Origin of the sequence: Oceanirhabdus seepicola (assembly GCF_023684385.1) — a bacterium.
Lineage (GTDB): Bacteria > Bacillota > Clostridia > Clostridiales > Clostridiaceae > Oceanirhabdus > Oceanirhabdus seepicola.
The window spans coordinates 141,073-166,020 of the sequence record NZ_JAGSOJ010000004.1 but is presented as its reverse complement, the minus strand read 5'-3'; the positions used below and the strand labels follow the sequence as shown (position 1 = coordinate 166,020).

At 30.2% G+C, this 24,948-nt stretch carries 27 protein-coding genes; 22 read left to right on the top strand and 5 right to left on the bottom strand.

All coding sequences use genetic code 11. The features are described 5' to 3' along the window. Positions 1–53: 53 nt before the first annotated feature. From KDK92_RS17825 to KDK92_RS17800, 6 genes are all read left to right on the top strand, one after another. Positions 54–2,012, top strand: coding sequence for a GTP-binding protein (locus KDK92_RS17825; protein WP_250860742.1), 1,959 nt, complete (start codon positions 54–56; stop codon positions 2,010–2,012). A gap of 120 nt (positions 2,013–2,132) precedes the next feature. Further along, positions 2,133–3,458 (top strand): CehA/McbA family metallohydrolase, encoded by a 1,326-nt coding sequence (locus KDK92_RS17820; RefSeq protein WP_250860741.1) that lies wholly within the window; start codon positions 2,133–2,135, stop codon positions 3,456–3,458. An 82-nt stretch (positions 3,459–3,540) separates the two neighbouring features. Continuing rightward, positions 3,541–4,065 carry a GNAT family N-acetyltransferase gene (locus KDK92_RS17815; protein ID WP_250860740.1) on the top strand — a complete coding sequence of 175 codons (525 nt, stop codon included), beginning with the start codon at positions 3,541–3,543 and terminating at the stop codon, positions 4,063–4,065. 175 nt (positions 4,066–4,240) lie between these two features. Next, on the top strand, positions 4,241–4,693 hold the full coding sequence (locus tag KDK92_RS17810) for an NUDIX domain-containing protein (protein ID WP_250860739.1): 453 nt from the start codon (positions 4,241–4,243) through the stop codon (positions 4,691–4,693). A 360-nt stretch (positions 4,694–5,053) separates the two neighbouring features. Beyond that, positions 5,054–6,034, top strand: a complete 981-nt coding sequence (locus tag KDK92_RS17805) for a type I phosphomannose isomerase catalytic subunit (protein ID WP_250860738.1) — start codon at positions 5,054–5,056, stop codon at positions 6,032–6,034. A 36-nt stretch (positions 6,035–6,070) separates the two neighbouring features. Continuing rightward, positions 6,071–7,030, top strand: coding sequence for a D-2-hydroxyacid dehydrogenase (locus tag KDK92_RS17800; protein ID WP_250860737.1), 960 nt, complete (start codon positions 6,071–6,073; stop codon positions 7,028–7,030). A gap of 53 nt (positions 7,031–7,083) precedes the next feature. Here KDK92_RS17800 and KDK92_RS17795 read toward each other — a convergent pair whose 3' ends face one another. After that, positions 7,084–7,746, bottom strand: a complete 663-nt coding sequence (locus KDK92_RS17795) for an HAD family hydrolase (RefSeq protein WP_250860736.1) — start codon at positions 7,744–7,746, stop codon at positions 7,084–7,086. Positions 7,747–7,932: 186 nt separating this feature from the next. Continuing rightward, a complete protein-coding gene (locus KDK92_RS17790; protein ID WP_250860735.1) occupies positions 7,933–8,781 on the bottom strand; it encodes a metallophosphoesterase in 849 nt (282 codons plus the stop codon). 177 nt (positions 8,782–8,958) lie between these two features. On the opposite strand from KDK92_RS17790, the gene KDK92_RS17785 reads away from it, so the two are divergent. The 6 genes from KDK92_RS17785 to KDK92_RS17760 all read left to right on the top strand — a co-directional run bounded on the left by KDK92_RS17785 (position 8,959) and on the right by KDK92_RS17760 (position 14,326). Further along, positions 8,959–9,699 (top strand): ABC transporter ATP-binding protein, encoded by a 741-nt coding sequence (locus tag KDK92_RS17785; protein ID WP_250860734.1) that lies wholly within the window; start codon positions 8,959–8,961, stop codon positions 9,697–9,699. 14 nt (positions 9,700–9,713) lie between these two features. Further along, positions 9,714–10,538: an ABC transporter permease gene (locus KDK92_RS17780; protein ID WP_250860733.1), complete on the top strand. Its 825-nt coding sequence runs from the start codon at positions 9,714–9,716 to the stop codon at positions 10,536–10,538. Between the two features lie 12 nt (positions 10,539–10,550). Continuing rightward, the gene (locus KDK92_RS17775; protein WP_250860732.1) at positions 10,551–11,315 is read left to right on the top strand and encodes a hypothetical protein; all 765 of its coding nucleotides are present in this window, start codon (positions 10,551–10,553) and stop codon (positions 11,313–11,315) included. A gap of 17 nt (positions 11,316–11,332) precedes the next feature. Then, complete coding sequence (locus KDK92_RS17770; protein ID WP_250861166.1) at positions 11,333–12,040, top strand: response regulator transcription factor; 708 nt, start codon at positions 11,333–11,335, stop codon at positions 12,038–12,040. After that, positions 12,027–13,526 (top strand): sensor histidine kinase, encoded by a 1,500-nt coding sequence (locus KDK92_RS17765; RefSeq protein WP_250860731.1) that lies wholly within the window; start codon positions 12,027–12,029, stop codon positions 13,524–13,526. The genes KDK92_RS17770 and KDK92_RS17765 overlap by 14 nt, the downstream gene beginning before the upstream one ends. Before the next feature lie 194 nt (positions 13,527–13,720). Then, positions 13,721–14,326 carry a hypothetical protein gene (locus KDK92_RS17760; RefSeq protein ID WP_250860730.1) on the top strand — a complete coding sequence of 202 codons (606 nt, stop codon included), beginning with the start codon at positions 13,721–13,723 and terminating at the stop codon, positions 14,324–14,326. A 54-nt stretch (positions 14,327–14,380) separates the two neighbouring features. Here KDK92_RS17760 and KDK92_RS17755 read toward each other — a convergent pair whose 3' ends face one another. Further along, positions 14,381–14,608 carry a DUF1450 domain-containing protein gene (locus KDK92_RS17755; RefSeq protein WP_250860729.1) on the bottom strand — a complete coding sequence of 76 codons (228 nt, stop codon included), beginning with the start codon at positions 14,606–14,608 and terminating at the stop codon, positions 14,381–14,383. A gap of 429 nt (positions 14,609–15,037) precedes the next feature. Beyond that, on the bottom strand, positions 15,038–15,262 hold the full coding sequence (locus KDK92_RS17750) for a YuzB family protein (RefSeq protein ID WP_250860728.1): 225 nt from the start codon (positions 15,260–15,262) through the stop codon (positions 15,038–15,040). Positions 15,263–15,598: 336 nt separating this feature from the next. Between KDK92_RS17750 and KDK92_RS17745 the strand changes: the two genes are divergently transcribed. From KDK92_RS17745 to KDK92_RS17730, 4 genes are all read left to right on the top strand, one after another. After that, the gene (locus KDK92_RS17745) at positions 15,599–15,982 is read left to right on the top strand and encodes a DUF1622 domain-containing protein (protein ID WP_250860727.1); all 384 of its coding nucleotides are present in this window, start codon (positions 15,599–15,601) and stop codon (positions 15,980–15,982) included. Between the two features lie 59 nt (positions 15,983–16,041). After that, positions 16,042–16,683: a polyprenyl diphosphate synthase gene (gene uppS, locus KDK92_RS17740; RefSeq protein WP_250860726.1), complete on the top strand. Its 642-nt coding sequence runs from the start codon at positions 16,042–16,044 to the stop codon at positions 16,681–16,683. A 50-nt stretch (positions 16,684–16,733) separates the two neighbouring features. Next, positions 16,734–18,209: a phytoene desaturase family protein gene (locus tag KDK92_RS17735; RefSeq protein WP_250860725.1), complete on the top strand. Its 1,476-nt coding sequence runs from the start codon at positions 16,734–16,736 to the stop codon at positions 18,207–18,209. Between the two features lie 202 nt (positions 18,210–18,411). Continuing rightward, positions 18,412–18,756 carry an arsenate reductase family protein gene (locus tag KDK92_RS17730; RefSeq protein ID WP_250860724.1) on the top strand — a complete coding sequence of 115 codons (345 nt, stop codon included), beginning with the start codon at positions 18,412–18,414 and terminating at the stop codon, positions 18,754–18,756. A 103-nt stretch (positions 18,757–18,859) separates the two neighbouring features. Here the strand turns inward: KDK92_RS17730 and KDK92_RS17725 are convergent, their stop codons facing one another. Continuing rightward, positions 18,860–19,768: a ribonuclease Z gene (locus KDK92_RS17725; protein WP_250860722.1), complete on the bottom strand. Its 909-nt coding sequence runs from the start codon at positions 19,766–19,768 to the stop codon at positions 18,860–18,862. A 193-nt stretch (positions 19,769–19,961) separates the two neighbouring features. Between KDK92_RS17725 and KDK92_RS17720 the strand changes: the two genes are divergently transcribed. From KDK92_RS17720 to KDK92_RS17695, 6 genes are all read left to right on the top strand, one after another. Then, entirely contained in the window at positions 19,962–20,606 is a 645-nt protein-coding gene (locus KDK92_RS17720) for a pentapeptide repeat-containing protein (RefSeq protein WP_250860721.1), read from the top strand. A 114-nt stretch (positions 20,607–20,720) separates the two neighbouring features. Further along, positions 20,721–21,230, top strand: a complete 510-nt coding sequence (locus KDK92_RS17715) for an NUDIX hydrolase (protein WP_250860719.1) — start codon at positions 20,721–20,723, stop codon at positions 21,228–21,230. A gap of 184 nt (positions 21,231–21,414) precedes the next feature. Further along, positions 21,415–22,344 carry a transposase gene (locus tag KDK92_RS17710; protein WP_250860717.1) on the top strand — a complete coding sequence of 310 codons (930 nt, stop codon included), beginning with the start codon at positions 21,415–21,417 and terminating at the stop codon, positions 22,342–22,344. Positions 22,345–22,440: 96 nt separating this feature from the next. Further along, positions 22,441–23,346: a sugar phosphate isomerase/epimerase gene (locus KDK92_RS17705; RefSeq protein ID WP_250860715.1), complete on the top strand. Its 906-nt coding sequence runs from the start codon at positions 22,441–22,443 to the stop codon at positions 23,344–23,346. Between the two features lie 353 nt (positions 23,347–23,699). Beyond that, positions 23,700–24,179 (top strand): hypothetical protein, encoded by a 480-nt coding sequence (locus tag KDK92_RS17700; protein ID WP_250860713.1) that lies wholly within the window; start codon positions 23,700–23,702, stop codon positions 24,177–24,179. A 41-nt stretch (positions 24,180–24,220) separates the two neighbouring features. Then, positions 24,221–24,787, top strand: a complete 567-nt coding sequence (locus tag KDK92_RS17695; RefSeq protein WP_250860711.1) for a GNAT family N-acetyltransferase — start codon at positions 24,221–24,223, stop codon at positions 24,785–24,787. Positions 24,788–24,948: the final 161 nt, after the last annotated feature.

Below are 24,948 nucleotides of genomic sequence, written 5' to 3'. Positions count from 1 at the left end.
AATTTAGATAATTTGATATAATATAAATATCAAATAAATTGAGGAATGATTTTATGAAAAAAACAATAGGAATATTAGCACATGTAGATGCTGGGAAGACAACTTTTTCTGAGCAGCTACTTTATCATACAAAAACAATAAGAGAAAGAGGCAGAGTTGATCATAAGAATGCCTTTCTTGACAGTCATGATATGGAGAAGGAAAGAGGAATTACCATATTCTCGGGTCAGGCAACAATAGAATATAATGATTCAACTTACTATTTATTAGATACCCCTGGACATGTGGATTTTTCAGCTGAGATGGAGAGAGCTATTCAGATTATGGATTACGCAATAATTATCATCAGTGCTGTTGAAGGGGTGGAAGGACATACTGAGACTGTTTGGCAGCTTCTTAAAAAGCATAAGGTACCAACCTTTTTCTTTATAAATAAGATTGATAGAGTTGGGGCAGATGTTGAAGGAGTATTGAAGGATATAAGGGAAAACCTAACAGATGATGTATGTGATATAACTGATAATTTTACTGGGGAAGAGTTTGAAGAGGAGCTTATAGAGTTTATTGCAGAGAGAGATGAGGAACTTCTAGAGAGTTATTTGGAAGGAAATTATGATAAAAAAATATGGCTTGATGCATTTAGAAAACTTATAAAGAACAATGAAATATATCCATGCGCTTGTGGTTCTGCACTTCAGGATGAAGGTGTTATGAGTTTTTTTGAAAAGATAGATGTTCTTACATATACGGATTATAAGGAAGAGGGAGAATTCTCAGGAAGAGTTTATAAGATTCGTCATGATGAAAATGGAGTAAGGATAACTTACTTAAAAGCAATGGGTGGTAAACTCAAGGTAAGAGATGAGATATGCTATGGGGATAATGAGAATAGAATAAGTGAAAAGGTTACCCAGATTAGGGTATACAATGGAACTAAGAGTAGAACTGTTGAAGAAGTTAAAGCTGGTGAGATATTTGGAGTTATGGGAATATCAGAAGTGGAAACTGGAGATGGAGTTGGAACACTAGAAGAAAAGGCTGTCTATGATATGGTTCCTACATTGAAATCAAAAGTTATATTTGATGATTCACTGAATATAAAAGAGGTATTTAGATCCTTTAAAATATTGGATGCAGAGGACCCTGCATTAAATGTGAAGTGGGAAGAGAGTGTACATGAGATACATATTCATGTGATGGGTACAATCCAGCTTGAAGTATTGGAACAACTGGTGAAAGAAAGGTTTGGTTTTAAGGTGGAGTTCGGTCCACCTGAGATAGTATATAAGGAAAGTATTGCTTCAAGAGTTGATGGTTATGGACACTTTGAACCACTAGGACATTATGCAGAGGTCCACCTAAACATTGAGCCAGGAGAGAGAAATTCAGGAATTATCTTTGAAAATAGATGTCATTCAGATTATCTCTCAACAGGGCATATGAACTTAATACGTCATCATATTTTTGAGAGAGAACATCATGGATTATTGACAGGATCAGCAGTGACAGATTTGAAGATAACCTTAATGACTGGTAGAGCACATAATAAACATACCAGTGGAGGAGATTTTAGAGAAGCTACCTACAGAGCATTAAGACAAGGACTTGAAAGAGCAGAAAATATATTATTGGAACCATATTATGAATTCAAGATAAAAGTTGATATTGATCATATGGGAAAAGTGTTATCAGATATTCAGAGAGCGCATGGTGATTTTATCCCACCAAAGACAATAGGGAATAAAACAGTAATAACTGGGAAAGCACCAGTATCAACATTTATGAATTATAGTACAGAACTTGTATCCTTTACAGGGGGAAGAGGAACTATAAGTCTCGTTTTTGCAGGATACTATCCTTGTCATAATGAGAAGGAAGTAATAGAGAGAATTGGATATAATAAAAATGCAGATCAGATATATTCATCCACTTCAATTTTTTGTTCTAAGGGACAGAGCTATCTTGTAACTTGGGATAGAGCAGAAGAGGAAATGCATTGTTTGAAAAAATAAGTTAATAATCATAATCAATAACCTTATTAGTTTAATATTATAGATTATAGGTGTTTTAGGTATTTGAATATGCCTTAATAAATAAAACAAGAAATAATAAGTACTATAAGAGGTTAAATTATGAGTATATTACGTTCAGTAGATTCAAAAAAAATAATTAAATGTGAATATAAAACACAGCCTCATGACCTATCATGTACTCATGATAGAAGACCACGAATTACTGTGGGTTTTGAGAATATATATGAAGAGTTCTATAGAGCTGAACTTCGTTTATATTTAGATGATGAAATCGTGGAGTTTCAATCCAGTGATAATCTACAGATAAATTACTTGCCTGAAAAGGATTTGGAATATGGGGAGCATAAAGTGAAATTAGTTATTCCAGATAGGAAAAATGGTGAATTTCATATTAAATGGATGTTCTATGTTACTGATAAAAATAAAAAGTACAATATATACTATGGTAATCCTCATTCACACACCTCATATTCTGATGGAAAGGAAACCCCAACAGATGCGTTTGAGTATGCAAGAGGCAATGGATTAGATTTTATGATGATAAGTGATCATGTTGGAAGACTTTTAAAGAACAACTTCAGCTATGATAACTCAATATCATTTCATGGATGCAAGTACCCAAAATGGGAGATGACCAAGCTTGAGGCGGAGCATATTAATTTAAAGTATGATGATTTTGTTGCAATAGCAGGATATGAACTGAGTACAGTATTCTGGGGGCACATTAACATTATGAATTGTGATGATCTAGTTAATAAGAAAAAATTCATGATCAAAGATATGATCCAGTGGATACATTCGCACGAAGATATTTTACTTGCAGTAAATCATCCATATAAAAGGGCAGGTACACTTAAATGCGATAGTCCTTTTAATAAATCAATATTATTATACGAATATGGAAATGGATGTCCACCACGAATATATAAGAGATGTGAAGAACGTTATTATAAGGCATTGGATGATGGTTGGATATTTGGACCAATAAATGGTCAGGATAATCACGATAGCAATTGGGGAGATGCAGAAAATCTCACAGGAGTTCTTTTGGAGAATCTTACAAAGGAAGAATTAATAGCAGCCATGAAGATGAGACGGGTATTTTCAACTGAATCAAAAACTCTCAGATTATCATTCAAAATAGATGGATACTGGATGGGGAGCATTATAAATGTAAAAGTTGGAGAAAGATTGAGAGCAGAAATTGACACTGAGGATAAGGTGGTTGATATTGAAAAAGTTCAACTAATCTCAAATGGTGGAGTTGTGGTCCATGAACATAACTTTGGGGAATCAGGGATATTTAAATGTATTGTAGATATTACTACAGCTGAAGAGAATACATGGTATTTGGTGAAAGTGTTTATGAAGGATGATAAGGTTGGTATATCTTCACCAGTGTTTTTAAAATACAATGGTATATAGAAAATTTTGTAACACCCCTATATTATGGTAAAATATAAGGGTGTTTATATTATTTATATTAAATAAGGGGAAGGGGATAAACATGGATATAAGGACAGAGAGATTAATATTGAGAGAATTTAATGAAATGGATTATGAGTTTTTCTTGAGGCTTGAACAGAATGAATTTTATATAAAATACGAGGAAGATAGTATACCAACAGATGAACAGACTAAGGGGAAATTTGACTCAATTCTAAGAAATAATAAAAGTGAAGATAAGTATAGGTTTTTAATAACAAGAGCACAAGATGGTCAACCTCTAGGTACAGTGCTTATATGGTGTATAGATAAACCAATAAGAGAATGGGAAATTGGATGGGGATTATATAAAGAACATACTGGAAAAGGTATTGCTTCAGAAGCAGCAAGAGCATTACTAGAATTTGGGTTCAAGGAATTGAATGTACACAGAATACAAGCAAATTGTAATGCTAATAATATTGCTTCAGAAAAAATCATGGAGAGAATAGGCATGAAGAAAGAAGGTACTTTAAGGGATACAAGAATTCTAAGAGGAGAATGGTGTGATAGTACTATTTACTCTATTCTTGAGGATGAGATATAAGATATTAAATTTGTAATTGAGAGGAATGAAGGTATGAAGAATATTTTGGAGCTTTTAGATGAAATCCGATCAATAGCACAACTGGGTTTATGTTTATGTAGATAATGACTATGACCGTTTAAGATATGAAAAGTTACTTGAATTATCAAGTTGTGAGTATAGTAACATTAGTGGTTTGGATGAAAAAATAATTATAGAGCGTTTCAGAAATGAATTAGGTTATATCACTCCAAAAGTTGGAGTTAATGGAGTGGTTTTAACAGAAGATGGCAAGATTCTATTAGAAAGACGAGTAGATGATAAAACATGGGCTATACCTGGGGGTTGGGCAGAAATAGGTGAAAGTCCACAAGATTCAGTACGAAGGGAAATTTATGAAGAGACAGGACTTAATGTGGAGGTAAAAGGGATTATTGATATATTTACAAGATTACCTGGAGAATATGGACAACCCCATACTACATATCATATTTTATTTAATTGTGAAGTTATAGATGGTGATTTAAAATCATCTTTTGAAAGTATAGAAGTGGGATTTTATGAGTATAATAAGATTCCAGATTGGCATAAAGACCATCTTAATATGGTTAGAAAAGCATATGATTTTTTTAAAGATACAAGGCACTAACTTTTTAAAGGTTGGTGTTTTTTATTCTTTAGGAAATTGAAAAATTTCCTAAAGAATTTATCACATGTAATGTTGCTTATATCAACAGGGTGCATGTTTGTGTAAAATTGTACCAGTTCAATTTCTAAAGAATAAAAAAATGAAGGGGTTGTAGGGGAAGTATTTCCCCTGCCGGTTTAAGAAGGGTGCTCAGCAACAATAGTTGCGTCGAAGGGAAACGTAGGTTTCCCTAACGAAGCGCGTGCAACGCGCGTTTTTTATTTTGAGAATTTTTAGAACAATGGACATGGTTCATATAGTATAATGAAATGAGAAAGAAGAAGAGATTATATATAGTAGATTTCAGGGAGGAGTTATTTAATGTATCCATTAAAATTTAAGAATATATATTTTGATAAAATTTGGGGTGGAAGAGATTTTGAATTATTCAGAAATAATATGCCTGAAGGAAATATAGGAGAGAGTTGGGATATCGCTTGTCATAAGAATGGAACAAGTGTGGTATCAAATGGTGAATTTCAAGGAATGAGATTGGATGAAATTATAAAGGAAAAGGGAGATGAACTCATAGGAAGTAAAATATCTTCTGATTGGTTCCCTTTACTGATAAAATTAATAAATGCTAAGGCAAGTTTATCTGTACAAGTTCATCCTGATGATGAGTATGGTATGAGTGTTGAAGGAGAGATGGGTAAGACTGAAGTATGGTATGTGGTTGAGGCATTTGAAGGGGCAAACCTAGTATTAGGAACAAAAGAGGGATGCACTAAAGAACAGTTCAAAGAGTCAATCCAAACTGGAAATCTTGAGCCACATATGAATAAGATATTCGTTGAAAAGGGTGATGTTTACTTCGTTAAAAGCGGATTAATGCATGCTATTGGAGAGGGAGTAATAATCGCTGAGATTCAACAAAATAGTGATACAACATATAGAGTTTATGATTATGATAGAGGAAGAGAACTGCATGTAGATAAAGCTTTAGATGTTGTTGATTTAAGTTTGGTTGGCAAGAAGAGTACAGGTTTAAAGCTAGAGTGTGAAGGGTTTAGTAAAAGTTATTTATGCTTATGTAAGGATTTTTCATTGGAACTGTATGATGTGTGCACTAGCGTTAAGGAAGAAAGTGATCATGAGAGATTCTATGCCTTTACTTGTGTTGAAGGAAATGGAAAGATAAAATTTGAAGGTGGAGAAGAAGATATTAATAAGGGAGACAGTGTTATGATCCCAGCAACTCTTGGAGAATATGAGTTATTAGGCGCGATGAAGCTTTTAAAGAGCTATGTACCTGATGTGAGTAAGGTTGAGAAAGAAATATTAATGCAAGTTGTTAAATAGAAAAGCATAGTTGAGAGTGTACAGGGAGGGAAAAATATGAGCATAGTGATTTTAGACGGATATGGATTGAATCCTGGTGACTTGAGTTGGGAAGGGTTTAGAGAGTTAGGGGAAGAAGTGATAATTTACGAGAGTACTCCTGATGATAAGATAGTTGAGAATATTGGTGAGTCAGAGATTGTTATAACTAACAAGACTGAACTCACTAGAGATGTCCTTGAGAAGGTTAAGCATGTTAAATATATTGGAGTGTTGGCGACTGGGTATAATGTTGTTGATATAGAGGCAGCTAGAGAGTTCGGAATGAAGATTACTAATATTCCAGCCTATGGAACAAATGCTGTAGCACAATTTGTTTTTTCTCTTCTTTTAGAAGTCTGTAATCATGTTACGCATCATGATAAGAGGGTTAAGGAAGGAGCATGGGCTGATAGTGGAGAGTTTTGTTTCTGGGAGAGACCACTTATTGAACTACATGGTAAGACCATGGGGATTATTGGATTCGGTAAAATTGGAGAGGCAACTTCAAAGATAGCAAGAGCTTTTGGCATAAAAGTAATTGCTCATACAAAAACTCCAAATAAAGACCTTGAGGAAGATAATTTAAGATTTGTTGAACTGGATGAGTTATATGAACAGGCTGATATAATCAGCTTACATTGTCCTCTCTTTGAGAATACTAAGGGAATGATAAATAAGAGAAGTATCCAGAAGATGAAAGATGGTGTTATCCTTATTAATACATCAAGGGGAGCACTTATTGTGGAAAATGACCTAAGAGAAGCTCTTGATTGTGGAAAAATCATGGCAGCAGGACTTGATGTTATGATTGAGGAACCACCAAGAAATGATAATCCACTTTTTAGTGCAAAAAATTGCATCATAACTCCTCATATAGCTTGGGCACCAAAAGAAACCAGAGAGAGACTTATGAATATTGCTATTGAAAATGTTAGAGCATTTATTAATGGTGAGGATAAGAATGTTGTGAATTAATGGGGGGACGGTTCATTAATCTTCTTTGAAGATTAATGAACCGTCCCCTATTATTAAGTAAAGAAGTATTCTTCAATATCTTTAAAGGTATCTATCATATGATCAGGATTTTCTTTTTCTAACTCTTCGCGAGAATTTGAACCAGTAGTTATGGAAATTATTTTAGCGCCTATATGTCTAGCTGTTTTTATATCTAAAATAGTGTCTCCTATAACTATAATTTCATCATAATCATAACCATGTAATTCTTTTGCCTTCTCAAGTGCAGCATCTGCTATATCAAATCGTGTAAGACCATCTTCTCCGAATCCACCTATGTTGAAATATTTCCAAACACCTAGCTTTTCTAATTTATATTGAGCGCCTATGCTTAATTCTCCTGTTATAAGAGCGATTTTATGCTCAGTTTTAGATAACTTTTCTATAAAACTCACTGCATCAACATTTTTTCGCCATACATCTGTTGTTTTAAATTTCTTAAGTTGTCCCTCATATATTTTTAAAAATGATGTCCATTTATCTTCAGAGAACTCTTGATTATATTTTCCAAGCACTTCTATGAATACATCTTTATCTGAACGAGCAGAGTTGTTGACACCATCCATAGCATTTTCAGTTTGTAATAATATATCAATAGCTTTGTAATAAGGCAAATCAGTTCGACTATCTCTTTTTACAATAGTACCATTTATATCAAAAAAAATTAACTTTCCCATGTTATCACTCCTACTTTAAATAATTATTAACTTATAGATATGCTACTACTAAATCAAATTTATACATATACCTTAGACCTATGAAATTAATTATACACCTTAGAAAATTAATTGTTTTAAAGAATCAACTAAGCTGAGATATCTATATTTTTAAAAATATGGATCTGTTGTATTTACAGGTTGTACTTATTTTGCTTCTACTAATTCAATAATTGGTAAATGAGGTCTATTGTTAAATCTTATAGGAATAATACTGTTTCCTAATCCTCTACTTACTATCATTTTTACGTTGCTATCAGAGATATATAATCCTGAAGTGTACTCAGGAAAGAATCCTTGATTTGGAGATACTATGCCTTTATTAAGGAGAGGTATTCTGAATTGTCCACCATGAGCATGACCACTAAAAATTAAGTCTGGATTATTATAATTTGTTTCTGAGTAATAAGAAGAAAAAAGTTCAGGTCTGTGTGCTAATAGGATTATTGGCGAATTATTAAGTGTTTCAAGACTTTTAAATAAGCCAGGATCATATGATACACCATCACGTAATCCCATAAGAATCAGCCTTTCACCATCTTTAGTGTATATTTGTATTTCATTATCAATAACATTTATGTTATTTTCAGTCAAAATGTTTGTCCATTTATCAACATTACCATTCCAAAATTCGTGATTACCTGTAACTGCATAAGTTTGAGTAATTTCTGATAATCCTTTACATAATCTATCTAAACCACAAGTTGTTATATCTGCACTTTCATCAATAATATCACCTGTCATTACTATTAAATCAGGTTTTTGTTTTTTTACTTTAGCTACTATAGCATCTATATTGGCAGCGTTTTTAGGTAGATGCACGTCAGAAATATGAGCGATTTTTAAACCAATTAATTCTTTGGGTAATTCATTAATTTCAACTTTTATATTTTCAACTTTAATCCAATTATTTTGAGCATAACAATATATCAATGTAGCTAGTATCAAGAATAAAGTAATACTAATTCTCTTTAAATATTTAACCTGTTTTTTCAAAAGCAATCACTCCTTGATTATATTATAACTTTCAGCCCTATGAAAATAAATAGGAAGTCAAAGGTGCGGCGTATATAAATCTTTAAACTTTCTTTAAATTTACATTATATACTCTAGTTGTAAACAAGGAAGAACATAAAAAATAAGAATTTTAATTTATAAATTGGAGGGTTTATTATGAACACAAATATTATAAAGGTTCAAAATTTAAAAAAGAAAATAGGAAGAACTGAAATCATTAAAGATATTACCTTTCAAGTGAAGAAAGGCGAGATATGTGGATTTATTGGACCAAATGGAGCTGGAAAGACCACAATTATGAGACTTTTAACAGGGTTGATTACACCAACAGGTGGAAAGGTTTATCTTAATGGAGTAGATGTTAACAAGAATAGAGAAGAGGCTTTAGAAAAAGTAGGAGCTCTGGTGGAAGCACCATTGTTTTTCCCATACATGACAGCAGAGAAATTACTTCTTAACTTAGCCATTTTAAATAAGAACATGAACAAGAGTGAGAGAATTGAAAAGGTTGAAGAGGTTCTTAATAAGGTAGGATTATATGATAGAAGAAAAGACAAGGTTTCAAAATACTCCCTAGGAATGAAGCAGAGACTTGGAATAGCTCAAGCATTGTTGAATAAGCCTGAGGTTGTGTTACTAGATGAGCCAGCAAATGGATTAGATCCTATGGGGATGATTGAGCTAAGGAATTTAATTACAAAGTTAAATGAAGAGGAGGGAATTACATTCTTTATATCAAGTCATTTATTAGATGAGTTGCAGAAGATGTGTAATAATCTATTGATAATTAAAGAAGGAAAGATTATATGGAGCGGAAATAAAGAAGAGCTTTTAAGAGAAGAAGGATATACTGAAAGTTTAGAAGATGCATTTGTGAAATTAATGATGAAGGCTTAATAGGAGGGATTTATATGTGGAGATTATATTGCAGTGAATTTAAACGATTATGGGGAAGAAAACTCACACTTCTATGTGCTGTTGCAATTCCTTTCATAGTAGCATTAAGTTCAAAGTATTATTTAGAAAATAATTTGGCCTTTGATGTTACCAGTCCACAATATACTTCGATAAGTAACTTCCCAGTGGCAGCAATACAGGAACAGTTAATATTTTCTTTTAATTTGATAGCTATTTTTCTTACAGTGCTTTGTGTTACCCAAGAATTTAAAGGTGGATATATGAGGATGGTTTTAGTAAGACCAATTAAAAGAAGTCATGTATTCTGGGCAAAATACTTAGTTGTATTAAGCAGTATTTTTATGCTTTTAGTTGAGTATTATGTTTTTAGTTCAATAATAGGTAGGATAGTATTTCAAAGAGTAGACAATGTAGCTGTTTTTTATATGGATAAGCTATTAGATAATCCACAGATGTTTATATACAGTATTAAGTATTATCTATATTCATTTTTAACTTTGAGCATAATCACAGGAGTAATATTTCTGATTTCTACAATCGGTAGTAATATGGTAATTTCAACTGGAGTAAATTTAGGGTTTGTACTAACTTCTCTGGTATATCCAACAGTAATAAGTGTTTTTTTAAGAAGTGGTAATTTTAATATAAATAAATTAAGGTTACTTTCAATAACAGAGATTCAGCATAAGGGCTTAGCTGCAGGGTTAGGCATGCATTCATATCTTAATAGTTTTATGTTGTTAGTACTAGGTGTGTATGGAGTGTTAGGGATTGTATTAAGTTACTTAATATATAAAAGAAAGGATCAGCTAATATAGGAGGAATGAGTTATGAAAAATTTAGTATTAAGTGAATTGAAAAGAGTATTTTTTAGAAAGAAGTTTTTGGCTTTGATTTTTGTTTCTATTATGTATTTGGTGCTTTCAGCAGGATTAATGTTAGTGTGTAGAGTAGGATTTTATGATCCTAATATAACAATGGAGGTTAATCGATTAAACTTTTCAGTTCATCTATTAAGAGATTTTCATTTTTATTTTTTAATAGTGTTGTTTCCAATAATATTTGTTGAATGTTTTTGTGGAGAAATAGCTTCAGGGAAGTTTAGAATGTTTATAACAAGACCATACAGCAAAACCAAGATTATCTTATCAAAAGTCATAGTAGGAGCAATAGTAAGTGGAATTATTTTATTAGGATCATTGATTATATTTACTGCTTTAGGATATATTAAATTACCATATGTTGAGACAACTAGATTTTTTAATATTGATAAAGAGTTTACTGCAATTGGTTCATTTATATATAGTTTAAAGTTTTACGCTTTGGAATGGTTCATACTTATGGGATTAATGAGTATAGTTGCCACACTTAGTGTTTTAATAAGAAATTCAGTGGTGGTATTTTTGGGGACAATAGCAAGCATAGTTTTTACACTATATATATCCGAAAAGTTTTTGTATTTTCTTGAGAGTAATAAGGCAATATTTGATACATTAGCTGGGGACGGAAGTTTTATTATTTATAATGGATTAGTGGTAATTGTGGGTATGGTAATAACTGTGATATTATTTAATAAAAGGGATTATTTATATTAAATGATAAAGGAGTTCAAATAGTGGAGAAGATATTGATTATTGATGATGACATAGAGATACTTAGTCTAATATATGATGCTTTAAGTGATGAGGGGTATATTGTATACAATGCTGAAAATAGCAAGGAGGCATTAAGATATTTAAATGAACATATTGATCTTATTTTAATGGATGTAATGATGCCTGGTAAGAGCGGGTTTGAATTATGTAGAGAGATAAGGGATATGATTGATTGCCCAATAATATTCATAACGGCTAAGACTGAGGAAAGGGATATGATGGAAGGGTTAGCTATTGGAGGCGATGACTATATTACAAAGCCATTCAGTATAAAAGTATTGAAAGCCAGGGTTGCAGCACATCTCAGAAGAGATAAGCGAAATATAAATAGAGAGAGGAAATTTATATCATTTGACAATTTGAATATAGATATTAAAAGTAGAGAGGTTCTCTTTCATGGAGTAAATATACAAATGACAAAAAGAGAATTTGATATTATTGAACTTCTTGCAATGAATTGTGGACAAGTTTTTTCAAAAGAGAGAATCTACGAGAGTATATGGGGATATGATGCTGAGGGTGATTCTTCAACGGTATCAGAGCATATAAAGAAAGTCAGAACTAAATTAGCTAAGGTTGATCCAGATGTGAAATATGTTGATACAGTATGGGGAGTAGGATATAGATGGAATACTCAAAAGAAAGGAAGTGGTGAGATTGCTTAAAAGACATTCTCTGAATAAGCAGTTTTCATACACTTTCTTTTTAATAATTTTATGCAGTTTATTAACACTTGTTATAGAGATTATTGTATTCTCAGCATATGTAATACAGGATACAAAAATATTGCCAGCAAATCATTTTGAGAAAATAGTACCCAAAATTGAGAATACTGTTAGTGAGAATAAAGAAAAAGTTGTAGATGTATCATTTGAGGAAGTGATGAATAACATTGCACCTAGAGAAGGTATAAAATATATAGTTTTAAATAATAAGGGGAAATATTTATATGGCAATACAGGAATTGATATTTTTCCTAATGGTGAGGTTTTAGAAAAAGAATGGATAAAGAGATTAAATACTAAAGATGTTATTAGTAATGTGGTAACAAAATATATACCTATTATTGATGATAATAATAATCTTATAGGTGAATTTGTATTGCAATATAAATTAAAGGTTACTTATAAAGATAAGGGAATTAAAGATATACTATGGGGAATTTTATTGTCTCCATTCATTATAGTTGTGGTATTCACAATTATCTTCGGTAGGCGGTTGAGTAAGAATATAAAGGAACCATTAGGAATTTTAACTGAAGCTACAGAGAAAATCAAAAATAATAATTTGGATTTCCATATAAATTATCCTTATAAAAATGAACTAGGAGATGCTGTAGCTTCTTTTGAGGGGATGAGGGTAGAACTACATAAAACATTGAATAAGCAGTGGAAACTAGAAGATGAAAAGAACTTAATGATATCAGCAATATCACATGATCTTAGAACTCCTTTAACGATAATAAAAGGACATTCCGAGATGTTGAATGATGGAGCATATAAAAATGAAGATAGATTATTAAAATATTTGAGAAGTATTGAGAACTCATCAGATTGGGCTGTTGGTCTTTTAAATGATATGAATACTCTTATAAAAATAGAGAATGTTGATTTTAAACTGAAAAAAGAAAAAGTGGATATCTATAGATTCATTGAAGAGAAAGTTAAAGAATATGAGCCTTTAATTCAGGAGAAAAATATTGAGATTAAAGTTGAATATAGGGTAGAGGGGGATATAGAGAAAAAAGTCCAGAGCGAAACAGATGCTAAAAGTCAAAGAGATGCTGGGGTGGACAAGCCTAAGGTGAAGAAAGAAGTTAGTATGGACAAACTCAGAGTTTCACAGGTGATTGATAATATTATAACCAATAGTATAAGATATACACCAGATGGGGGGAGAATAATCGTTAGTATAAATATGTATCATAATAGACTAAAAATAGTTATTAAGGATAATGGGAACGGATTTACTAATGAAGATTTAAAGATGGCCACTGGAAAATTCTATAGAGGTGATAAGTCAAGAGGAAGTGGGGCGGGACATTCAGGTCTTGGATTATATATATCAAGAAAACTTATTAATTTACATGGCGGAGAACTGAGAATATACAACAATGAAAATAGTGGAGCAGTAGTGGCGTTTACTCTATAGAGTAAAGTGATAATTTATGATGAATTATACAATAAATATGATTAAATAATTTAAGACTTATGATACAAAATATATCTAGTAGCTTTCAGTGTATTTTATTTGCATACCTTAGGTGGTATAATTATGTTATATTTCAAAATTATATAACATTTATAAAATTGCATAATAAGAATATGAAAACTCGGGGGGCAAACATGGGGATATTTAAAAATAATAAAGATATAGTTTGGAAAGAGTTTGCAGAAGACGTAGAAGGGCAATTTATTGAAAAAGATGGATTTAGGCCATCTAAAGTAATTATTAAGAATGAAAACTGGAATATTGTCTTTGATACATATACTGTAAGCGATGGAAGAGCAAATACAACATATACTCGAGTAAGAGTTCCATTTGTTAAGAAAATGGATTTTTACATGGATATTCATGAAAAAGGGATATTTAAATTTGTTGAAAAAATGTTAACTAAAGATAATATGACAACTGGTATTGATAGGGTCGATGAACAATTTTTTATAAAAAGTAATAATGAAAAGATGATACGTTCAATGTTTAAAAATGAGAAAATATTAGAATTAATGATAGCTCAAAAAAAGTTTGAAATGTTCATTAAAAGAAACCAAGGAGTTTTTGGTGGAAAGATTCCAAAAGATACCAATGAACTCCAACTTAAGGTATATGGCGTAATAAAAGATAAAAAAACTTTAAAAGAAATTAACGGACTATTCTGTGAAATGTTAAACGAATTCAGTAACTTGAATATTTTAAGTAGAGAAAAAACTGAATTTGAATATTTTAATTAATATCTTATAATAATCCATTTTAAAATATGAAGTTTAGGAAAGTTATCAACCGTTCTAAACTTCATTTGATTTTTTAAGAATTTTATCATAAAGTTTTTCAGGTGTACTAGCTTTAATTAATTTATCATTTACTAGAGCACATGGTGTTGTTGAACATTCGCCGCATAAACCAAGACAATGAACAATCTCAATTTCTCCATCTGTAATATCATTCTTAAGTCTATTAACTACATTTTCAGTTCCATTGTTATAATTATGTTCACAAAATTTTATATCAATCACGGTAAATCCTCCTTAGTTTTCAATTTTCAAAAATCATTTTTATCTTTAATAAAGAATCAAACAAGTCTTACTAAATCTAGACGGTGGAAGAATGTTTTTTATAAAATTCAATTAATAATTTTAAAAGTTTTGATAGAAAAATTTATTAAATAAAAAAATTAAGTTTGTACAAATCTATAATATTATTATTAATTTTAATCAGAATTTTATCCTGTTAATGATATACATAGTATATTTAATATATACACATTGAAATTTATTGTATAAATATTATGAAATAAATTCAACAAAAGAATCGACAAAGATGAGTAAAATAACTAGTCTATTTTTGAGTGTGCTTGAAGATAGAATAAAACTCCATCAATTAAATCATTGACGGAGTTTTATTAACGTAAAGACTTATATTAAAAAAGATAAATAGTACAGAGTTTAACTTGTTAAGTGATTAATAATTTTATTATATAGTGTTTCTGCTGTATCTGCGGAAATAAATTCATCATCAACTAATGCAAAAGGTCCTTCAGCGCATTCACCGCAATGACCAAGACAAGGTGATACTTCCACTTTTGTGTTTTGTAATGTTTCTTTAAGTTTATTAACTACATTTTCTGTTTCATAACCAAAATTATTTTCGCAAAATTTAATTTCTTTCATTTAACACTACCTCCAATTATTTAATTTTTCTTCTATTATTATTTTTTAAAAAAAATTTTTTTATTCTCTTTCATTTATGGAAATAATTGCTGAGTGATATTTGACTAGATTGAATTTTGGTGATTTTGATGTTTTATTGAATAAAATATAAAGTATATAAATGATAGAGAAAGTAATTAATAAAATAGGGGACGGTTCATTAAAATTCTTAGAATTTTAATGAACCGTCCCCTATTTCCTCTATTTTATTTTAGTTGTCCTTATAAGTGTGTATATGAATTTATTTTGAATGTATAAGAAATACTAATATTTAGAAAACATAATAGGAGTGAGCTCATGAATTTAGAAGAGATTTTTCGTATAGTAGTAACTTATATTGTACGTGTACTCGAGGGGATGGGGATTTTCGTAATAATTGTAGCTGCTGGACAGACGTTCTATTGTTATATCAAAAGTATGTTTAATCCCAATAAGAGGATGATTAAAATTCAATTTGCAAAGAACATGGTTCTTGCTCTGGAGTTTAAGCTTGCTAGTGAAATTATAAGAAGTGTAGTTATTGAAAAAGTTGAAGACCTATATGTATTAGGTGCTGTAATAGCTATAAGAGTAATCCTTACATTTGTAATTCATTGGGAAATAAAAACTGATATGGAACAGAAGAAAAATGATGATGATACGAATGACTGTAAAAATATAAAAAAAGAAGATAATGGATAATCCTAATTTAATATGTATCAATAACGGTTATAGTTAAAAAAAATGAGGAGGAGATACTTATGAGAATGCCTAAACATATAGGGGTTATCCCAGATGGCAATAGAAGATGGGCTGTTGCACAAGGTATGACAAAAGATAGAGGATATGATGGGGGAATAGATCCAGGGTTGGAGTTATTCAAACTATGTGAGAAAGAAGGAATAGAGGAAATTACTTATTACGGTTTCACTACGGATAATACAAAACGACCAAAAGAACAGCGATTAGCATTTACAAAGGCGTGCATAGATGCCGTAGAGATACTTTCAAAAGAGAATGCATCGTTACTTGTAGTGGGAAATACAGAATCACCTATGTTTCCTAAAGAACTTCTCAAGTATACAAAAAGAACTGAATTTGGAGAGGGAAAGATTAAGGTGAATTTCTTAGTGAACTATGGATGGAAGTGGGATTTGAATAGTCTTAAGGAAGCAACAGGAAATAATAAAAATATAATAAATTATATTAAATCAAATGACATTTCAAGAGTAGATTTAATTATAAGATGGGGAGGGAGAAGAAGATTAAGTGGATTTTTACCTGTTCAATCAATTTATGCAGATTTTTATGTTATAGATAATTTCTGGCCGGAGTTCAAGGACCAGCAATTTTATGATGCTTTAAAATGGTACGATGAGCAGGATATTACTTTAGGTGGATAATTTTTTAGTACAGATGCTTTATGAGGAATCATATGAAGGGATAGATTGTTTTGAAAAGAAAAGCAATAATAATAGGTGCAGGAATAGGAGGAATGGCTACAGCAATTAGATTGTTAAATAGAGGTTTTCAAGTTCAAATATATGAAAAAGAAAAATCTATAGGTGGAAAGGTAAATATTCTTGAAAAAGATGGTTTTAAATTTGATTTAACAGCATCTATTTTGATGACACCGCATATATATAAAGAAATATTTTTTGATATTGGGAAAAATCCAGATGAATATATAAATTTTAATAAAATCGATCCCTTTTATAGAGTTTTTTTTGAAATGGGAAATCATATGGATTTTTATGGAAATATAAATGAAACGATTGAATCCATAGAAGCTATATCAACACATGATAGCATAGGGTATATGAAATTTATTGATAGTACTTATGAAAAATATAAGATTTCTGATGAAGATTTTTTGAGATGTAATTTTGATGAATTCAATAGTTTCTTTAATATAAATACATTTAAAAAAGTATTTAAACTAAAACCTTTCAAATCCACGTATAATTACTTAAGGAAGTACATTAAAGATGAAAGAATAGTAAATTTCTTATGTTTTCAGGCAATGTATATTGGTGTATCGCCATTTAAAGGTTCAAATGTTTATACATTGATTCCTTTAGTATCTCAATTATATGGATTGAGTTTTTTACATGGAGGCATGTATTCTTATATTAATGCTCTTGAAAAAGTAATAAATGAACTTGGTGGAGAAATATATACAGAAGCTAAAGTTGAAAAAATTCTGATTAATGAAGGAGTAGCAGAGGGGATAGTTTCTAATAATAATATTTACAAAAGTGATATAGTTGTGTGTAATGCTGAATACTCATATGCCGTGGAAAATTTAATAGATGAAGAATTTAATACATCAAAAGATAGGACTTTAAAGCACTCACCCTCAGTTTTTATGATATATTTAGGAGTAGATAAGAAATATGAAAAGTTAATGGTGCATAATCAATTCTTATCAAAAAACTTCAGAAATAGTATTGAAAGCTTTTTCCATGGAGAAATATGTTCAAATCCATCGATATATATATATTCACCAAGTAGAATTGATTCAAATATGGCACCACAAGGGTGTGAATCAATTAATGTGATGATAAGAGTACCTAATTTAATACAATCTAGAGAGAAGTGGGATGAAGATTATATTCAAAGTATAAGGAATATTCTTATTGATAAGATTAAGATGATAGAGGGGTTGGATGATATAGAGGAACATATTATTCTTGAGGAATATTTAACCCCTAATGATTTAAGAGAAAGATTCAATGCATATGGTGGGTCTGCGTTTTCATTAAGTCATAATCTTTTTCAGACAAATTATTTTAGGCCACATATAAAACATAATAAAATAAGAAATCTATATTTCACAGGGGGATCAACTCATCCCGGAACTGGAGTGTCGTTGGTACTCTTAAATAGTAAACTTGTTGAAGAATGTGTATTAAGAGACATGGAATAATATATAATTAGGGGACGGTTCATTAAAACTTTTAATGTTTTAATGAACCGTCCCTTTGTTTGTCCTGCTATGTTTCCACTAGATTTATTTTTAGTGTATAATATTGAATATAAATTATATTGTATAAGTAGTTAAGGCATAAGATTATTTAATTAAATATTAATATAAAATTATAGATACTAGTAGAGGAGTAAGTTGGAGAATGAATATTCAAATTTTCGGTACTAAAAAATGTTTTGAAACAAAGAAGGCAGAAAGATACTTTAAAGAGCGAAGAGTAAAATATCAATTAATTGATATTAATAGTAAAGAGTTGAGTAAAGGTGAATTTAAGAGTGTACTAGCTGGTGTTAAGGGTGTGAAGAACCTTATTGACATGAACTCTAAAGCATATTCTAAATCAGATTTAGCCAACGTAAGAAGTGATAGTGCTAGAGAAGAAATATTGTTCAATAATCAAAAGTTATGTAAAACTCCTATTGTTAGAAATGGGAAAAAAGCTACAGTTGGTTATGAGCCTGAGATTTGGAAGACTTGGGAGGAGTAATTACTAGATAGAGTAGGAAAAGTAGGTTAATAGGGGACGGTTCATTAATTTATTAAATAAATTAATGAACCGTCCCCTATTAGAAATTTGTAGTTAAATGACTTTACTCAAATTTCAAGGAAGTACTAAGTCTATCTTCCCCAATTATCGTGTTTTTAAAAATTTCTTGAGTTTTATCTAGATAAATAATTGGTTCAGATAGACTAGGACTAAAATGGGTTAACCAAAGTTCTTTTACATTACTATTTTTAGCTAGATAAGCGGCTTCACTGAATAGCATATGTTTATTTTGAATTGCTTTCGATACTTCTGAGTCATCGCCATACATACCTTCACAAATAAATAAATCAGAATCAAATATGAAATTATTTAATTCTGGTATTGGCCTAGTATCAGTACAGTAACATATTTTTAAACCTTTTCTATCATTCCCTAAAACCATATCTGGAGTATACGTGGTATCTTCATGTTCAACTTTTTTACCAGATTGAAGAACTGACCAATAAATTTTAGGAATATTATTTTCTAGAGCCTTATCAACATTGAATTTTTTCTTTCTACTAATATTTAAAGAATAACAAACTGTGGGGATTGAGTGTTCTACAGGTAATGCTTGTATATCTATCCCATTATGATGAAATCGAGTTACTCTATCTTCGTTACACTCTAAAAATCTCACTTCAAAAGGTAGAGCCATACACAATTTCAATAGACCACTTAGTATATCTTTTGATTTCGTAGGGGCAACTAGGAGTAAGGGATCTACACGGCCTGAATTACCAATAGTGAGTAGAAGTCCAGGTAAACCTGCTACATGATCAGCGTGAACGTGAGTTAAACAAATTATATCTATATTCTTAAAGCCTGTATGAGCTATTTTCATTGATACTTGAGTCCCTTCACCGCAATCAATGAGAATGTTTTTCCCATTATGACTTAGTAATAATGAGGTTAATGAACGGTTAGGCGTAGGAAGACTGCCACCACAACCTAATAATGTGATATCTATCATTGAATTTTCATCCTTCCATGTTTTTATTGAGTACATTGCTATATATCTATATTATACTAAAAAATGGTATAATATAAAAAAGTATATGAATTTGTGTAAGAAAAATAAGTTGAATACCTAATAAATAATATTATCGTAAGTTTTATAAAATAGGATTTTAAATATTACCAAAGAAAGAAGTGTGTTTATTATCATGAATGAGATTAAAATATTAGAACCTAGAATATCAAATTATGCTAAGGAGTTAATTAAAGATATTGAAGTTGTGACAGATGATTATATTATTGAAAATTGTACTCTAAGAAATTCTATGTTAATTAGTAATTGTGCAGAGTATATAACTATTAAAAATTCGTATATTGAAGGCGTAAGATTTAATGGAAGTGAATTAAGAAACATAGACGTTGGGGATTGTATATTCCATAAATGTGATTTTTCAAATGTAGATTTTAGTGATGGTATATTTCATAGAGCAAAATTTATAGAATGTAAATTGATTGGGTCAATCTTAGCGGGAGCATCGTTGCAACATGTTGAATTAATAGGATGTAATTTAAACTATTCATCCTTCAAGTTTTCAAGAATTAAAAAAGTTGAATTTAATGATTGTAGTTTGGTTAATACTGATATAGGTAGTTCTGAATTGGGACAGATTATACTTAACAAATCAAATCTTAAAGAAGTAGAATTTTCAGGAACTGCTCTTTCAGGTGTGGATTTTACTACTTGTAGTATTGAGGGAATTGGTGTAAGGATAGAAGACTTAAAAAACTCAATTGTGACAGCAGAGCAAGCGGTGGAGTTATCTAAATTAATGGGACTTAAGGTTGTTAGGTAAATTGTAAAGTTAAGAAAAAGGGAGGGACGGTTCATTAATTTTCTTATGAAATTAATGAACCGTCCCATGGTTGTTTATTAAAAAACGACAATTATTATAAAGGGGATGGACATTATGTGTTTGAAGGAAGAAATACTAGATTTAATAGATGAGAATGATAAAATTATAGGTCAAGCATCAAGAAGTGAAGTAAGCAAAGAAGGAATAAAGAATTATAGAGTTATAAATGCATTCATAAGAAATAAAGAAGGTCAATTATGGATACCAAGAAGAACTGATAATAAGAGAATCTTTCCATTAGCCTTGGATATGAGCGTGGGAGGGCATGTTGAACGTGGTGAATCTTATCTTCAGGGATTTAAAAGAGAGCTTTTAGAAGAATTGAATATAAGACTTGAAGATGTTGAATATAGAGAAGTACTATATTTGAATCCATATAAAGATGACATATCCTCATTTATGAAAGTATATGAAATCTATTTTGAGAATACTCCAGATTATAATAAATCAGATTTTATTGAGAGCTATTGGCTTACGCCTGAGGAAGTAATAGAAAGAATAACAGAGGGCGATAGTGCAAAGAGTGATCTAATCAAAGTGACTAAGCTTTTGTATAGTGAATAAGTACAAAGAAGGGACGGTTCATTAAAAGGTCTAAGGATTTTAATGAACCGTCCCTCCTTTGTCTTAATCTTAAATTATTTAAAAGATGTTATAAAAATATTGAATAATGAATAAAACGAACTAATGTTGGTATAATTATAATTAGTTAAATAAAATTCAAATGGAATAGAAAGGAATGAATGTTATGCCAAGAACAGCTAGAAAGAAAATTGAGAATGGAATCTATCATATTATATGTAAATCCAACTCTGATTCTTTACTTTTTAGAGAAGAAAGTGACAAAGAAAGGTATACGGTAATTCTTAAGAAATATAAAAAACAATATGGGGTTAAGATATATGCAATTTGCTTTATGGATAATCATGTACATTTTATGATTGAAACTTGTGGAACTGATTTATCTTCTATAATGAAGAGTATTAATGTTAGTTATGTTCAATATTATAATAGAAAATATGATAGAACTGGTACATTGATGGGGGAGCGGTACAAGAGCCATCTTATAAAAGACGAAAAGAATTTAGCTAATGCATCACTATATGTTCATAAGAATGCAAAAGACTTGCCTAAATGGAGAAATAAAATCGAAGAATATCCACATTCAAGTTTAGGAATCTATTTAGGAGTGCGAGAAGATCCACACGATTTAATCGATTCAGGGTATGTTATGAGATTTTTCAATAATAACATCAATCAAGCTAGGAAAGTTTATGCTGCAAGATTAGAATTAGATGATAGGATAAATTATGAAATTAAATATAATATCAATGAAAATGATAAATGTGAATATAGAAGTGAAAGAAAGATACTGTATAAAGAGTTAGAGGCTGAGGTAATAGTTGAGCAAGTTAGTAAACTTCTAAATATAGAGAAAAAATATTTATATATTAAAAATAATCCATATGGAAAGAAAATCAGAGCTATGGTTGCATTTTTCATGAGAAAATATTGTGGAGCTACTCAAAGAGAGATATGTGATTTTATTGGTAATATAACTCAATCAACTGTATCAGTATTATGTAGCAAAGCATATGATATGATTTCGGAATATAATTTTGACAGTATATTTGAGATCTTTGCTAAAAATTGTTCAACTAAAAAATGTATGATATAATTTTTTTGTAAAACAATAAACATAAATTGTAAAAAATCTAAATTCAAAAGATAACATAATATAGATTTTGATGAGTTTAAGTTTTTGGAGGTATTAATGGAATATTTTATGATTGGAATGTATGGAAAAGTAGATGAAAAAAAGTTTAAAGGGGATTATGTTTCAGGATTTAGGGGAATTGAGGTATGTTCATTTGAAGATTTTAATGATATTAATAAATTACTTCAACTTAAAAAGACTAAAGATTTTGAAATATCAGTGCACTTCCCTTTAAAAAAGAATAAAAATAAAGGAAGAGATCCTCTAGTTTTATCATTAGATAGAAAGGTTAGAGATGAAGAATACAACAGGATTGAAGAGGAAATTCAATTAATAATTGATAATAAAATAAATCCTAAATATATATTAATTCATTTTCCTAAACCGGTTATTATCGAAGAAGATTTTAATTTGAATCTTTGGAAATTTGCTAGTAGAAAAGAATATTATTATGAATCTGAAATAAACTTCGAGGTTTTCAAAGAATTTAGTGAGAAGTTTATACATATGTTCTCAATGCTAGGAGAGAAATATGGATTTATACCTGTATTGGAATTGGATGCAATAAATAAATATATATATGAAGAAGAATTTTTAGAGATCATATTAAAAAAATATTCAAATGTGAAATTGTGTTTGGATACAGGAAGATTGGCTTTACAAGAAATTATTGATACTAAGTTTGACGCTAAAAGGGTTGTAGAAAAATTTATTGATTATACTGAAGTAGTTCATGTGTGGAATTTACGGGTGGATAATGGGATACAGGAGTACCATTATCCCGTATTACAAAATCAAAAAATGGAAGAGGGTTGGGGTGATGTTAAAGGGATACTGGAATCCATATCTTCTTCAAAAAATAACATAAAGGTTTTATTTGAACATGATTCTAGTTTGATAAATGATAATGAATTATTAGCATGTTACAATTATGTTCGGGAAAAGTTACAAGGTGTGGAATAAATTTAGACAAGCTATTTTAATTGTTATATTTATTGATTGGAGAAGTTAAAGGGACGGTTCATTAATTTCTCAAGAAAATTAATGAACCGTCCCTAATTAGCTTATAAAAGATGTATAAAAGATGGACTATATGTTACAAAGATGATTTAAAATAAGGTTAAAATTAGAAATGGAAGATTACAATAAAAATTTAATGAATGCTTGGATAAGAGAATGAATAAAATTGAATATATCATAAATAAAGCATATGATATTTAAGGGATTTTGCTATTAGGTTATAATTTATTAATATAATAGACTAAGTTGGTGTAGATCATATTATACTAGATATTTGAGAGGGGGGAGTTATAAGGATGGATAAACTTTGGTGGGGAGTTATGATGATGTTATTTGATGTAAGGATATTTAGATTTGATATACTACCAGATATCGTAGGGATTATACTTATCTATATAGCTGTGACAGAATTAGAAGGGTATAATGAAGATTTTAAAAATGCTAAAAGTTTAAGTGTGATTGTAGGGATACTTATACTTTTAAGGTTTATATTTAGAAGTAGTTTATTATTCTTAACTATTGAAGTAATTGTAACTATACCAATGATATATTTCATTTTTAATGGAGTTTCAAATCTAGTTTTAAGAGTTGGATATGACAATATATCAGAAAAACTGTTGAACTATTTTAGAATATACGTGGTCTTAATAATTTGTATGCTTACATTGAGATTATTTAGGAGTGGAGTTATACTAGTAATGGCGGAGCTTGGCATAAATATAGTAGCCATTCTAGTGTGTGTAACATTTTATAAAGCCAAGGAATTGGTCAAGTAAGATGAAATTAATTTAAAGGAAAGAAGTGATATGTCATAGATATGTTTGATTTTACTATGAGATTCCCAAGAATCGAAACAGAGAGATTGATATTAAGAAGAATAACACTTAAGGATAGATTTGATATTAAGGAATTCTACTCGGATGAAGAAGTTATGAAATATTATGGAATATATATTGTTGATGATTTAGAGATTATTGAGAACATGATATTGGACTATGAAGATGGTTTCAGAACTAATAGTTTTATAAGATGGGGAATAGAATTAAAGGATGAAGGAAAGATTATTGGTACCTGTGGGTTTCATAATTGGATAAAAAAATTCTCTCGTTGCGAGATGGGATATGAGATGAATAAAAAGTATTGGAACAGTGGATATATGAGTGAAGCATTGGCTGGAATAATTGAATATGCGTTCTGTGGTATGGATATTAATAGAATTGAAGCACAGACATATCCTAAAAACATTGCATCTTATTCAGTTCTTGAGAAACTTGGATTTAAGAGAGAAGGACTTTTGAGAGAGTTCGCTTATTTTAGAGACAAGTTTCAAGATTTATATATGTATTCATTATTAAAGTCGGAAACAGAATATAATAATGGATAAGAGTAAGAGCGTGTTTTAGTGAGATTATAAACTGGGGACGGTTCATTAATTTTCTGAGAGAATTAATGAACCGTCCCCAGTTTATCTTACTTTAATGATAACTTTCTTTATTTATTGGCGTATATAATAGTGAAATATCAAAATAGTAAAATATAGGCGAG

What these genes read in the sequence shown, in the direction of transcription:
- KDK92_RS17825 (WP_250860742.1), top strand. Translation starts at nt 54, where the DNA reads ATGAAAAAAACAATAGGAATATTAGCACATGTAGATGCTGGGAAGACA.
- KDK92_RS17820 (WP_250860741.1), top strand. Translation starts at nt 2,133, where the DNA reads ATGAGTATATTACGTTCAGTAGATTCAAAAAAAATAATTAAATGTGAA.
- KDK92_RS17815 (WP_250860740.1), top strand. Translation starts at nt 3,541, where the DNA reads ATGGATATAAGGACAGAGAGATTAATATTGAGAGAATTTAATGAAATG.
- KDK92_RS17805 (WP_250860738.1), top strand. Translation starts at nt 5,054, where the DNA reads ATGTATCCATTAAAATTTAAGAATATATATTTTGATAAAATTTGGGGT.
- KDK92_RS17800 (WP_250860737.1), top strand. Translation starts at nt 6,071, where the DNA reads ATGAGCATAGTGATTTTAGACGGATATGGATTGAATCCTGGTGACTTG.
- KDK92_RS17795 (WP_250860736.1), bottom strand. Translation starts at nt 7,746, where the DNA reads ATGGGAAAGTTAATTTTTTTTGATATAAATGGTACTATTGTAAAAAGA.
- KDK92_RS17785 (WP_250860734.1), top strand. Translation starts at nt 8,959, where the DNA reads ATGAACACAAATATTATAAAGGTTCAAAATTTAAAAAAGAAAATAGGA.
- KDK92_RS17780 (WP_250860733.1), top strand. Translation starts at nt 9,714, where the DNA reads ATGTGGAGATTATATTGCAGTGAATTTAAACGATTATGGGGAAGAAAA.
- KDK92_RS17775 (WP_250860732.1), top strand. Translation starts at nt 10,551, where the DNA reads ATGAAAAATTTAGTATTAAGTGAATTGAAAAGAGTATTTTTTAGAAAG.
- KDK92_RS17760 (WP_250860730.1), top strand. Translation starts at nt 13,721, where the DNA reads ATGGGGATATTTAAAAATAATAAAGATATAGTTTGGAAAGAGTTTGCA.
- KDK92_RS17750 (WP_250860728.1), bottom strand. Translation starts at nt 15,262, where the DNA reads ATGAAAGAAATTAAATTTTGCGAAAATAATTTTGGTTATGAAACAGAA.
- KDK92_RS17745 (WP_250860727.1), top strand. Translation starts at nt 15,599, where the DNA reads ATGAATTTAGAAGAGATTTTTCGTATAGTAGTAACTTATATTGTACGT.
- uppS (WP_250860726.1), top strand. Translation starts at nt 16,042, where the DNA reads ATGAGAATGCCTAAACATATAGGGGTTATCCCAGATGGCAATAGAAGA.
- KDK92_RS17730 (WP_250860724.1), top strand. Translation starts at nt 18,412, where the DNA reads ATGAATATTCAAATTTTCGGTACTAAAAAATGTTTTGAAACAAAGAAG.
- KDK92_RS17725 (WP_250860722.1), bottom strand. Translation starts at nt 19,768, where the DNA reads ATGATAGATATCACATTATTAGGTTGTGGTGGCAGTCTTCCTACGCCT.
- KDK92_RS17720 (WP_250860721.1), top strand. Translation starts at nt 19,962, where the DNA reads ATGAATGAGATTAAAATATTAGAACCTAGAATATCAAATTATGCTAAG.
- KDK92_RS17715 (WP_250860719.1), top strand. Translation starts at nt 20,721, where the DNA reads ATGTGTTTGAAGGAAGAAATACTAGATTTAATAGATGAGAATGATAAA.
- KDK92_RS17710 (WP_250860717.1), top strand. Translation starts at nt 21,415, where the DNA reads ATGCCAAGAACAGCTAGAAAGAAAATTGAGAATGGAATCTATCATATT.
- KDK92_RS17705 (WP_250860715.1), top strand. Translation starts at nt 22,441, where the DNA reads ATGGAATATTTTATGATTGGAATGTATGGAAAAGTAGATGAAAAAAAG.
- KDK92_RS17700 (WP_250860713.1), top strand. Translation starts at nt 23,700, where the DNA reads ATGGATAAACTTTGGTGGGGAGTTATGATGATGTTATTTGATGTAAGG.
- KDK92_RS17695 (WP_250860711.1), top strand. Translation starts at nt 24,221, where the DNA reads ATGTTTGATTTTACTATGAGATTCCCAAGAATCGAAACAGAGAGATTG.